Origin of the sequence: Arsenophonus nasoniae (assembly GCF_004768525.1) — a bacterium.
Classification (GTDB): Bacteria; Pseudomonadota; Gammaproteobacteria; order Enterobacterales; family Enterobacteriaceae; genus Arsenophonus; species Arsenophonus nasoniae.
Genome location: NZ_CP038613.1, coordinates 3,231,995 through 3,245,162, shown reverse-complemented (window position 1 = coordinate 3,245,162; position 13,168 = coordinate 3,231,995). Strand labels below are relative to the sequence as shown.

General features: G+C 34.4%; 7 protein-coding genes and 3 pseudogenes. 4 read left to right on the top strand and 6 right to left on the bottom strand.

Annotated elements, in window-relative coordinates; translation table 11 throughout:
- Window positions 1–85 precede the first annotated feature (85 nt).
- Window positions 86–319, bottom strand: coding sequence for a hypothetical protein (locus ArsFIN_RS16460; protein WP_135678010.1), 234 nt, complete (start codon window positions 317–319; stop codon window positions 86–88).
- Window positions 320–1,451: 1,132 nt separating this feature from the next.
- Here ArsFIN_RS16460 and ArsFIN_RS16455 point away from each other — a divergent pair.
- From ArsFIN_RS16455 to ArsFIN_RS16445, 3 genes and pseudogenes are all read left to right on the top strand, one after another.
- Window positions 1,452–2,705, top strand: a complete 1,254-nt coding sequence (locus ArsFIN_RS16455; RefSeq protein ID WP_026822473.1) for a C45 family peptidase — start codon at window positions 1,452–1,454, stop codon at window positions 2,703–2,705.
- Window positions 2,706–2,886: 181 nt separating this feature from the next.
- Window positions 2,887–3,015, top strand: a pseudogene (locus ArsFIN_RS27650) (hypothetical protein); the annotation flags it as partial.
- Window positions 3,016–4,016: pseudogene (locus ArsFIN_RS16445) on the top strand (phage portal protein).
- Window positions 4,017–4,133: 117 nt separating this feature from the next.
- On the opposite strand, the gene ArsFIN_RS16440 reads toward ArsFIN_RS16445, so the two are convergent.
- From ArsFIN_RS16440 to ArsFIN_RS16420, 5 genes are all read right to left on the bottom strand, one after another.
- The gene (locus ArsFIN_RS16440; protein WP_026822471.1) at window positions 4,134–5,795 is read right to left on the bottom strand and encodes a pentapeptide repeat-containing protein; all 1,662 of its coding nucleotides are present in this window, start codon (window positions 5,793–5,795) and stop codon (window positions 4,134–4,136) included.
- Window positions 5,796–5,824: 29 nt separating this feature from the next.
- Window positions 5,825–6,841 (bottom strand): hypothetical protein, encoded by a 1,017-nt coding sequence (locus tag ArsFIN_RS16435; protein ID WP_026822470.1) that lies wholly within the window; start codon window positions 6,839–6,841, stop codon window positions 5,825–5,827.
- 62 nt (window positions 6,842–6,903) lie between these two features.
- Window positions 6,904–7,665 carry an IS21-like element helper ATPase IstB gene (gene istB, locus ArsFIN_RS16430; RefSeq protein WP_135678008.1) on the bottom strand — a complete coding sequence of 254 codons (762 nt, stop codon included), beginning with the start codon at window positions 7,663–7,665 and terminating at the stop codon, window positions 6,904–6,906.
- Complete coding sequence (gene istA / locus ArsFIN_RS16425; protein ID WP_135677417.1) at window positions 7,652–8,692, bottom strand: IS21 family transposase; 1,041 nt, start codon at window positions 8,690–8,692, stop codon at window positions 7,652–7,654. The genes istB and istA overlap by 14 nt, the downstream gene beginning before the upstream one ends.
- Window positions 8,693–8,738: 46 nt before the next feature.
- Window positions 8,739–10,673 carry a hypothetical protein gene (locus ArsFIN_RS16420; protein ID WP_026823962.1) on the bottom strand — a complete coding sequence of 645 codons (1,935 nt, stop codon included), beginning with the start codon at window positions 10,671–10,673 and terminating at the stop codon, window positions 8,739–8,741.
- An 860-nt stretch (window positions 10,674–11,533) separates the two neighbouring features.
- Here ArsFIN_RS16420 and ArsFIN_RS16410 point away from each other — a divergent pair.
- A pseudogene (locus tag ArsFIN_RS16410) lies at window positions 11,534–13,128 on the top strand (AAA family ATPase).
- Window positions 13,129–13,168 lie beyond the last annotated feature (40 nt).

The following is a 13,168-nucleotide window of genomic DNA, read 5'->3' as shown; positions in this document are numbered from 1 at the left end:
TGCGGCTGGCAAGGATTGAATACCCGTTTTACGACCATGCTGGATAATAATATCAGCAGTCGTTTCGTCTTCGGTTTCGCCTTGTTTAACTCTTACTACAACTGTTATCAGGTTTTGCTTGATCGGCAATTACTTGCAATGCGGGTGCCAGTATGCCCGTTTTCCAGGCTTGACTTATCGCACCTTGCACATCAGTAATCAGCACCGGTTTATTCAGTGGAAAGGCTTTTTCATCGGTTTCTCTCGTGGTACAAACCATACCAATAATCGCGGCGCGAATGTTACCGATTGGGCGGTTGCCATCATTGAGTTCAATCATGCGCACGCTGTGGCGATAATCCTGCGCTATACAATAACTTCTTTTTGATCTCTTTTTATGCTGTTATTTGACGCGATAAGTTGCATGAGATTGTATTTGTTTGAAGGTTGATACAAAAAATGAAAGTGAAAAAGCATCATTAATTAAGAATAACATCGATAGGGTTACATTATTTGTCAATAATATGTTTATAGTGAAGTTGTTTATCATTGTGAGGTGTTGTTGAAATTTAATTAATAATAATTGACACCAGAGTTATAGATTTTTTTTATTATAAACTGTATAAAATCTATTTTCAGATATCATTAAATAATGAAAAATAATTGAGAGCTTTTATCTATAAATGATTTCAAGCTTGAGTAATTAATGTTTACTTTTTTACTGAAAACAACAAAATAATATTGCATTAAAAAGATTAGTTATAATTAATTACATTATTTTCACTTTCCGCAAGTTAACTTTAAATATAATTAAAGTTAAGCCATTTAAATAATTAAATCATTAAACAATCAAACAATCAAACAATCAAACAATCAAACAATAACTATTTTTAATGTAACTTAAGTCAATTAATTTAGTTAGCCATATTTTATTAATTCAAATTTCTTTCCAATATTAACTTCAAAAATTAAAAATAATGAAATATAAATACCAGAAGTTATTTATCTTAATTTATTAATTTCTAAAACTATTACTTATTAATACATATTTAGCATGATTAATTTTCTTAAATTAAATTAAATTAAATTAAATTAAAATATATTAATTTTTTTTGTGGTATTTTTGATTGAGTAATAATTTATTTAATAGCTTTTAGTGTTAAATGTCATTAATAAATAATTACATAATAATGTTATTTTATTTAACCAAATGTTACACCTAATAAAACAAATATAAATAATAATTTGTTTTTCATTAAACCTAAAAATGACTAGTTAGAATGCAACAAATATTTTTTGCCATCTATTTAGATATATATGAATAATTTATTCGTAATTAAATTAACACAAATAAAGGGGTATAGAATGATAATCTGAGATAATTTTAAGCATTTGTAAAAATTCAAGCTTTTGTTATCACACGTTCTGAAGATAGCATTTTTTGGTAAATAAATGCTTAAGAGGAAATGTTTATGAAAAAAATAATTTATACAGCAACTATCATTTCGATTCTAATTAATGCTGAATTTGCTTTAGCAAATGATAATATTGTTAAAGCTTTTAATGGAGCAGAATTCCATTTGACAGGTAATTATTATCATGCAAACACAACAGATATTATGCAAAAAAACACACCAGTTATCTCATTTGAAGGTCTAACTAAAGAAGGCGGAAAACAAATAGTTAACGGTTACAAGCAATTTTTTAAAAGTGATGTAATGGGCGATTACATCAAGCTGCAACTCGGTTTAGTAAAAAAACAAATATTAGAAAGTGACCAACGTACTATTCTTAAAAATATTGATGTTATAAAAAAACAATTTCCTGAATTAATTAGTTTTTGGCAAGGACTGGCTGCAGCAACCAATCATACTTTAGACGAAATTTATTTGGTTGCCTGGGCTGAAGAGGGATTATTTGCTAAGGAAATTCAAAAAGAGACGGATAATGCGCTAAAAAAAATGGCTGAGCTGAAGAAAAATGGTTCCGCATGTACCGCGATAGGATGGTCAAATGGTATTTTAGGTCAAACCCAAGATATGAATGTAGCATATTCTGGTTGGGGCGCTATTTGGCAAAGCCCAGACTTAATTGTGCATGCACCAACACCCTTCTTTACCTCAATTGTAATGGGGAAAAAATTAGCTACCACAACAAATATTATTGAAGGCTTACGTCAAGGTAGTGGTAAAAATGGTGTGCCTATAAGTGCGGTGCTGATGGCAATCGTTGCCAAAAATGATAATGTCTATAAAATCCCTGCTATTTTCACTGATTTGAAAACCAATGGCGCATATTCACCAAGCTTTGTCGATTTAAATAACCAAATTATTACCATAGAAATAACAGATAAAGGTAATAAAGTGATTGATGGTACACAGAAAGGCTATATTGTTCATACCAATCATCCCATTGGTGAAGAAAAATGGATGGTGCAAAAATATGCTCAAGGTAATTGGCGGTTGTTTGATAATTTATTTGCCAATACATTATGGCGGCTCAATACGGCTAAATTACGTGCTATATATAGCCCAGAAAAAAGTATTGATGCATTAAAAGATTTATTTCGTTCTAAACCTGTCTTAATGCAGGGCTATAAGGGAAACGCTTTTGTTACTACAAATGCCATAATACATGATCTAAGAGCGGGATGTACCTATGGCACTACTTGGTCGCCAAAACTGCAAGAGTTTACTAAAGTTTGCTTTGAAGTAAATAGTAAATAAAAATTTAATTTAACTATCTTAGTATATTAATTTTACCATTCATTATTCCTGAATATCTTAAAAATACTCAGGAATCTTTTTAATTTAATAAAATATACTAGTGTCCGCTCATATTTTTAATTGCCGATGCTGTCCTCGCCAGAGAAAACGTAACGCGCGCAATACGGTTACAAAAAAATCGACTTATAAAGCCTGTCGCAGTGAAGAAGCCAGCCACTCTGATCTGGCCTGGGCCACCATGCATGCGCTGTATAACGAACCGATCACCGGCGACAGTGCCACGCACCGTAATATTATTGAGGTTTTTTAAATGGCAACTAATGCTAAACAAGGTAAGCAGATTGAAGCGTTTATTTTTGGTGAGCCGATCTCCGCCCTTGAGCGACGGGAAATATTTGATTATCTGGAATGTGTGTTAATCGATAACTACTATAAGCCGCCGATTAGCTTTGAGGGCTTGTCCCGCCTTTTCGCGCCGCGCCGCATCACAGCAATGCGATTTATGTCAAACGTAATATTCTCACCAGTACCTTTATCCCACATCCGTTATTAAGCCGGCAGGACTTCGACAGTTTTGTACTGGATTTTTTACTGTTTGGTAATGGTTATTTAGAGCGCCGCACCAATGGCTTGAAACGGCCATTACGGCTTAAACATATTCCGGCCAAATTTACCCGACGCGGGGAGGATTTAGTCACTTACTGGTTGGTGAAATATGGCTATGACTGTGAGCTGTATGATTTTCCGGCTGGACAGGTTTTTCATCTGATTGAAGCCGATATCAACCAGGAAATCTACGGCTTGCTGGAATATTTAGCTGCGCTGACGTCGGTATTACTTAATGAAGCGTCGACGCTTTTTCGGCGCAAATATTATCTTAACGGCTCCCACGCTGGCTATATCCTCTATATCAGTAATCCCTCACAAAGCCCGCAGGATATTGACAATATTCGTGAGGCATTCAAAAGCAGTAAAGGACCGGGAAATTTTCGCAATCTGTTTTTGTATTCGCCGGACGGTAAAAAAGATGGTATCCAAACCATCCCGTTGTCGGAGGCGGCCGCCAAAGATGAATTTTTAAATATTAAAAATGTGAGCCGGGACGATATGTTAGCCGCTCACCGCGTGCCGCCGCAGATTATGGGCATTATCCCCGGTAATGTTGGTGGCTTTGGCGATGTGGAAAAAGCGGCCAAAGTGTTTGTGCGCAATGAATTAATACCGCTACAAAGCAAGCTAAAACAGCTCAATAGCTGGCTCGGTGACGAAGTGATCCGGTTTGCTGAATATTCGTTAAATGATAAAAATTGACAGATCCAATTCTATTTACTGTATAACAAAAAATAGATTGGATAATCTATTTGAGGCATTGCTGTTATTTCCAACAATGCCATTTTATTTATTTCTAAGCGATTCTATTTGAAGTGTTTATCGCCAGGCTGGTGGGATAATTTTTTGTAATATGGGCTTGCAGCGCTGGTTAGCATAAACAGTCATCTCATCAGCCAGCAGGGCGCTACAAGTGAAGGCGCCATTTTGACCAAGTAAACGATTTTTCCAATCATTAAATGTATTTTGACCAATTAAGCTGGGATCAAGTTTATGCGCTTTTTCTAGTAAAGCATAGGCATAATATCGCAGCATCACAGGAGAATCCTCTTCGATGCCAAAGATAGCGCTGGAAGAATAACGGGTAAAAACTGTCGATAACGAGAAGAGATGTTCGGCTTTTTTTCTATTTGAACTTGATGTTAGATTGTATAGATTAATAATCTGGTTATAATTTTCATTTTTCAATATGTGGCCCTGTTCAAAATCAAGCACACGAGAAAAGATTGTGCTTAACTCTTGGTGATCAACATCATCTACCAGTTTTATGGCAAAGGTGTTAGATTTTTGGGCATTTAAGAATAGAGGTTTTAATCGGCTTCCTAAATCTAAACTTTCAATCAAGTTATCAAATAAATACTGATGCAAATTATAAGAGAAAGGTGAGGCAAAAAGAGGAAACTCTTGCATGTAACACTGTTGCAAATTATATTCTGCTGGACTTAAATTCTTGCCATCCTGAAAAAGGAAAATGTTATTCCATTTTGTTTCATCATTAGGATGCAACATTTGATAGAGGTCATTTTCAGCAACCAGTAATACTCTGCCGGGTTTAGTTGGCGACAATAGTAGATAATTTGTTGCTTGATTATCTGCCCAGTCTGCATGGCCAGCATAGTCACCAAAGATCCCCTCAATTTCTGCATGTTGTAGTTGTTGCTGAATAGCAGGTAAATCCAGATACTTTTGATATAATTGCTGCGCTGCGGTTTTCACTCCCTCAGTTCCTTTTATTCGGGCTGCTAGTATGGTTTGAATAAAGGCGCTATTAAATTCTGCTGAAACCATCAGTTCGGGTTGTTGGTCAAAATATTTGATAAAAGTATGGGTTATTTGCGGGTTAGTTTCTAGTTTACTGAGTAGCTGCAATGCATTATTTTCTAAAAAGTTACGCATAAGTTTGTTAACAAACTGATTAATTACTTGATTTTTTACAAAGGGTTCTTTCGCTAAAATATCTAACAACGGTAACCTGACATGGGTAAGGTTAATTGCAGGACGGTCAAGAGAGTCAATTAATTGCAGTGCTAACTTGGTTTTTAACGCACTATATTGATTATCAATACTATCAATCGCAGTTAGAATACTGTTTCTGCTATTATTAAAATGATTCAAATCATGATCCAGGTTAGCCTCGTTCCATTTAGGGAGATTAAGCGTAAAAGTATCAACTGTATTGTCCAGATTGGCGCCCGAGAAGTTAGCTCCCAAAATAGATACCTGTTTCAAATTGGCATGACTTAAATTAGCTTTAGTGAAATCAGTATTAATCAAAATAACATTTTCCATAGTGACCCCAGTCAGATCTGCTTCACGCAACTTAGCATACTTCAGATTAATATTTTTAAGGCTGGCATCAGTTAGATTAGCTCGATCTAAAAAACCCCATTCGAGATTAACTGTATCTAAAACAGCTTTATTCAAATTGGCTTCAGCCAAGTTAGTATGTACTAAACTAACCCTAGAAAGATTAGCTTCCATAAGATTAGCTTTATTTAGGTCACTATCAGTTAGGCTAACTCTATGTAAATTAGCATTTTTAGGTTAACTTCAGACAGCTTACAGTCATCAAACGCGATTGAGGAGATTTCGATTTTTTCATTAAAAATACGGCTGACATCCAGGTTACTCAAATCTTTTCTGTATATATAAATATCTTTGCCATTTTGTGATTGTGCTAATTTTTTTCTTAGCTGATTAAGCGTCATTTTCTTTAATGGCTTTAGTACGTCTTCTTGTTCTACCCAAAGTCTATCGGCCATTTTAGATCCCAATCCGCCCAACCCCTGCGTTTTGAGATGGTAAAGACGCTCACCGATTGGCACTGGCGCTAACTCAAGATTACCAGCAGCATCCCGCAGATATTTGCGGCCATATGGCTCGCCAGTTGCCGGATTTACCTGCACATAAATCGCATTGCCCCGTTCATAACCGATGTTAATGACCGAAACCTCTTTTGCCAGATCAGCACGATAAGCGGTTTCTATATCAATTTTTTCAGTTGGCACAACCGGAAAATCAGCCGCCTTTTTTTCTAGTGCCTTTATTAGCTTGTTTAATCCACTGATTTCTATTTTTGACTGACTTGCGGCTTTTTTTAACGCATTAATACTTTTTATTCCCCCGGATGCCAGTAATTCAAATCCTGGATCAGCACTGCGCAAAAAAGCGGTGCCTAATTTAGCTACCACATTGGGCGGTAGGCTATTTGCTATATGAGGAATACCCGATTTGAGTAATTGTTTGCCTCCTTGGCTTAATGCCTGGCGGAATGTAGCCTGCTTTAATGCGGTTTGTAGTCCGTTAAGGGCAGCTTCTCCCGCGGCTATACTAAATCGCCCGCCAATTTGTATGGTTAAGGAGATAAAAGACAAAAAACCGGCCATATCCCACAGTCCTGCTTGAACGGCTTTGCCGGTATTCCCTTGTTGTGCTTCAGTAATTACCGTGTAGAAAGGAATAAGACTCAAGAAAAAAGCATCGACTTTTTGGCGGGTGGTTTCCTGATAACCTTCTTGATGTGTCAACGATCACCGAAAACTGATCCACTTTTTATCTAAATCCGATCAATCAAAATTGATCCACTGTTTTACTCAGTTATTGCTCCTGAGCGCCGCTTATCTTTCAATCGGTAGCTTTCACCGCTTAATTGCAGTACATGCGAATGATGAAGTAAACGATCAAGCATAGCGGCAGTTAATGTTGCGTCATCAGCAAAAGCACTTGGCCATTGCCCAAATGATAGGTTACTCGTCAATATGACACTGCCATGCTCATAACGCTTGGCAATCACATTGAAAAACAGGTTTGCTTCTTCTCGCCCAAACGGCAGGTATCCAATCTCATCGATAATCAACAACTTCGGGGCCATCACCGAACGTGATAGATATTGTTTGTGCTTATTTTGTCGTTTGGCAGTTGAGAGTTGCAACATCAGTTCAGCTGCCGTGGTAAAGCGGGTTTTCTTCTTGGCCTGTACTGCTTTTAATCCTAACCCAATAGCTAAATGCGTTTTGCCTACACCGCTTGGGCCAAGCAACACGACATTTTCATTACGTTCAATAAACGTTAATGCGCTTAATTCCTGTATGTGTTGTTTGGGGATCCCCGTTGCAAACTTAAAATCGAACGTATTAAGTTCTTTATGTGCTGGGAATCCTGCCATCCGACTCAAAAGATTACGAGTTCGTTCATCTCGTTGTTGTTGCTCACATTTTAACAGGGACAGTAAAAACTCTCCGTAGCTTTTGTCTTGGGCAATGCATTTTTCGGCAAGTGATGACCAATGAGTCGGAATAGAATTTAATTTCAATGACTCACACAGGTGTTCAATTTGTTCATGCAATAACATGTTCACCTCCCAGTAATGCTTCGTATACGCTGATTGAGTGTTGCAAACTGACAGATTCAAGGGGCGGTACGATAGGGATATTAAGCGTATTAGTCTGTGGGATAGATTGGCAAACCCTTGCTGGTAAGGGTAGAAGAGACTTAACTTCCTTAGCTAATCTATCTGCTGGCTTCTCTAACGTTGTTCCATGAATTCGCTGATGGGCAACGCGTTGTAACCATGGACCCACTTTTGCATTAGCTATTTCAATATCCAGTTCAAGATTATGAGCACGAAGGTCGGTGTTTAATGGCACGATAAAGCTGTTTTTTAAATAGTGGTTAAAGCGCTCTACTTTCCCTTTCGTTTTTGCCCTGTAGGGCTTGCAAGCCTTCAATTTAAACCCGTAATCTTTCGACATTTGAAGCATTTCGACATGTAATTTATGATCACCTTCTGCATAAGCATCCCGTTCGATGATGAGGGATTTTGCGTTATCACACAATACTTCCTGTGGTACACCACCAAAGTAGTCGAAAGCTTCTCTTAAACCTTGCTGCCACGATTCTGCTCGTTCATTATCAAAGAACTTTACATAACTCGCACGCGAATAGCCTAGCGTTGCAACAAACGCTTTCAGCGATTTTTTACCTCGCCGGATGCTGGTGAAGTCGATTTGCATTTGTTGACCTGGCTGTGTTTCAAAACGGACGACTACTTCGGGAACAATGCTTGGTTTAAATTGACAAACAAATCGGCGTAATTGAGCAATACCACCTTGATAGCCGTTTTCAACTACCTCATCAAATAAGACTGTTGCAGGGATCCAATCAGGTTTAGCCAGTTCAATTCGCTGAAGCAAATAAGGTTTAAAGGGGGATAATTTAGTCGGTTGTTGACTTCTTTTAGCATAAGTTGGCATTGTCTGTTGTTGTAAATGATGTTTTACGGTGTTACGGGATATACCCAACTCACTGGCAATTTTTCGAAGGCTTTGTCCTTGTGCAAAGCGAACATGAATATCCACAAATATCTCCTTGGTTAACATAAATTATCCGTACAAAAATGTGCGAATAATACCAAGTGGATCAGTTTTAGATGATCGTTAGTGGATCAGTTTTGCATGATCGGTGACATTGATGTAGCTTATCAATTAATTTGTCGCGATGTAATGTCGCTAGTTTGTTAATGAAGACTTGCGGTTTTTCAGCGGCTTTTTTTAGCAAAGATGCGGAATGAAACTTTAATTGATACTCATTGTCAGTGCGAATTGCAGGATCATGAGGAAACAGATCAAGGATGTCATTTTTATTATTATCGACTCGAGAGAGTTTATAGCGTCCTATTTTTGTATTCGGTTCTTTTTGTAATGCATAGATCCGTTCTTCACCGTTAAAGGTACATTTAAGCATATCAATTGAATTGGGAACCGGTGTAATTAATGCACCCGAAGCCATTATTCCATGCCAAGTTGATGATGATTGCGGAACGCCTCGAATACTGGCGCGGGCATTAAATTCGGCTTTTACTAGCTCTATTTTTGCACTTTCAATAAACTGCTGTTCTGACTCTTTAAGCGTATTAAAAACCTGAGGTAACAAGGCGAGTTCCGTTTGTTTTGAAAAATCGGCAAGTTGCTGATTTTGTTTTTCAAAAGCAGCATCGATATTGGGTAATAATACCGTCTCACCCTGTCGGTTTTGATATTCCACCACACTATTTTTATATAGATAGTTATTTAACCAACTCTCATCAATATCATTCTCTTTTAGTTGCTGGCGGGCCAGATCTGGCCGGCTTTTCCAGTTTTGTGATAAATTACTGAGCTGGATAAATGGATTATTATTGTTATGGTACTGGGTTAAATGGTCAAAATAAGCGTGATAAACTGAGGCCATCGCTTCTTTATCACTCTCATCCACTTCCGCTTGATGACCATTTGTTAATACATCATGGATCAGGGCGGGTAATTTGAAATAGTGAACATAGCTAGCCGGTACGGTTTCCTTCGATATAGAGGTTTCAAGCCACATACCGGTATCGATAATTTCATCCAGACTCATGCTATTTAAATCCGCACCGCTTTCACTCAGTAATGTGGCACCTGCATGTAAGTAACCCCATTTTGGTTCATCTATCGCCATTTTTTGCAGCCGTTGCCTTTCAGCTGGGGTTTTAGGTTGCAATATCAGTATTGGCAGAATGCGATTTAATATCCGTTGTTGATAATAATCACGAATTTCTGCATAAGGCAAAGTTAATTCGATGTGGTTGTGGTGATCATTTTTTAGATCTTGATGGTGTAACAGAAAATTTTCTGCCGATTCAATCTGTTTTTTCTGCATTAAACGCCAGTTATCTAATGGTAGCCCGGCTGTTATAATTTGCTGCAGTTTATCGGTGATGGTGGCCGTTTGAATAAAGGCATTCTGCTGTGGTTGATATTTTTTTATCTGTGCTAGCAGCCAGTTATCAATAGGCATACCAAAAATTGCGTATTGCAGCCAGTTAGTAATCGCTGTTTGCTGACGTGCATAAGGTGCAGTCTCACCGTTGCTGCCACCATATTCTCCTAAAGGTTTTAACAGTAACCAGGCGAGCTCTGCTATCTTATCTTTGCTATAATCATAACGGTCAAGATAATCAATAACACCGTTAGCCAGCTCCCGAGTCGCTATCGCCTTATCTTCTTGATTAATTATCTTTTCTTTAATTAACAGTGCACGCATTAGTTGATTTTGTTCATCATGGGCAAGCTTATCAAATTCTTCAATAGGTATTGATAGTGGTTGGTGAATAAATTGATTAATTAAACTGAGGGTATCACTATTATGCTGAACTTGATTTTTATTTGACAATATAGTTATTGGTTTTGCTTGTTCGTTATTTATTTGTTCTTGTGAGTTTGTTTTGTTATTCGCTGGATCCTTATTCAAGATACTTTCGAGATTTTTTTTGTCATTTTGTGAAAAATCTAGTATTGATGCCATCCAGACTGTTGATGAGGCAGGTTTCGTTATGCTTGTCATTAGTAATCCTATATTTAAATTTAACAAATTTATTATATTGATAATTATTTGTTAAAATAAAATAGAAAACGATCTTTTTTAATAAAATAAATTATTACAAATAATTTACTAAATGTTGTTTTAGCAGTGTTTAGTGTTTTATTTAAGTAATATTTATGGTTATCATCTATGGTAGTGAGTTGAGGAAAGTGAGAAACCTATGATTAAGTTTTTTATAATCATTAGAATGGCAGTAAGTTTTATTTTTAATTTCTTAGGTTAGATAGAATTTGACAATAAAAGAATACGCATGTATTCCATGAATTTTTTCTTCTTTAATAACGCCGACTTTTCTCTTGGTATTTAACTATATGAAATTAAAACAATTTTTTTAATAATATATCTTGCTCATAATCACTATAGTTAAAATTTAACTTATTATTTTGCTACAATTTCTTCAGTATATAGCTCTATTCATTACTATTCAATAATTGAGAAAAATCATCTAAAACCTCATAAATCGCAGTGGTAGCCCCGCCTCGCCTGCCCGCTAAATGTAGTGTTTTTTATGCAGTTGCATGATGTGTTTAAACTTAGGTTATACCTTACTTATTCTGTAGCCGTATGGTATCCAAAATGTAGGCAAATTTATGCGGAAACTTGCACTTTCATTTTTAGACTCAAAATCTTTTTTAAGAGCTATTTTATGTGAGTACTTAAGACTATGAATAATATATTATTAAATAATAAATTAAATTTTAAAGTTTATTTTTTTGACCATGTTCTAAAAAAATATTAAATTTATATGTTATAAAAAATAACTATTATATGTATTTATAAAAATTAAATTTTATTGATGTGGTTAATTTTTGGGATAAAGTATGGAATATTTAAAATTAAGAAATGTAGCAAGTTATTGTAATGAAGATGTTACTATTAATTTGTCGAAACAAATCAATCTTTTTTATGGACAAAATGGCAGTGGGAAATCTACTATTGCCAATTATTTTTATGATACTAATGCCAATAATGAAAATAGCCAATATTTATTATGTAGTAAAAGTTTTTATAAGAATTATAAATTTCTAGTTTATAATAAAAAATTTATTCAAGGATATTTTTATGAAGATACACAAGCAGGTATATTTACTTTAAGTAAAGAAAACAAAGAAATAGAGGTTTTGATTGGTAATAAAGAAAATGATAAAAATAAATTACAATTAGAATCATTAAATATTTTGAATAAAATAAAGAGAATGATTCAAGAAAAAAAGATAATTATGAAAAACTTAAAAATAATATATATGGAAAGTTTTCAAAATTAAGAAAGTCTGAATTAAGACCTTTATTAAAAAATAACTTTCATAGTGAGAATTTTTGTGAAAAAATATTATCTTTGGATGTGTCAGATGTATCTAAAAATATTAATTTAAAAGAATTAGAAGATGAATATGTAGAACTTATCAAAAATAAAGGTCATTATATAGAAAATATTCCAGAGTTGAGAAAATATATATTCAATAGTAAGGATATTTCTCTTTTAGAAGAGCCAATATTACCAATAAAAGAAAATTATCGAATTGAAATAATAAAAAAATTTAATAGTTATGATTGGGTTAGACATGGACTTAAAAACTACATGGATAATGATATATGTCCATTTTGCCAATCTAATACAATAGATGAAAATTTCAAATTGGAAATGCATAATATTTTTAATGACTCGTATGATAATTTAATAACTGAAATAAAATATTTAAAAGAAAACTATCAAAATTACTATAATGAAGTTAATTCTTTTTTTAATAAATTATCTGATCATCCAAAATTATTCGAAGATGATTTTGATAAAAACATAATAGATTTAATTAAAAGAGAAATTAGTGATAATCTTTTAAAATTAGATGAAAAAATAAACTCTCCAACAAAATCAATAAAACTAAATTCAATGAGTGAAATTGATAAATTTATCAATTTGATTGTTAAGAAAAATAATGCTTTAAATGCTTTAAATGAAAAAGTAAAAAATTTTGTTGATAGTGAAAGAAAAATTGTATCACACATGTGGAAAAAAATAAGAGAATTGAGTGAAGATTTCATTTCTATATATAAAGTTGATGAGGAAAAATTAGATAAAGAAATAAAAAAATTAAAAAAAGAAGAAATAAATATTGATTCTCAACTAAAAATTATAACTCAAGAAATAACAGAATTAAAAAGCAATTTTTCTAATATTGAAACTACAATTGAAAATATAAATAAAAATTTATTACTACTTGGTATAAAGAGCTTTAAAATAATAAAATCTGTTAGTAATGATTGTTATACATTAGAAAGACACGGAGAAAAGCAGAGTGGATCTAGTGTTTTTTCTTCGTTAAGTGAGGGCGAGAAAACTATAATATCATTTCTATATTTTATTGAATTATGTAAAGGAAGAACGACCAAAAATGATCTAGAAAATCAATCTTCTTGATGGTTAGGAATCTCAATCAATACAGTAAGGCATTAATGGA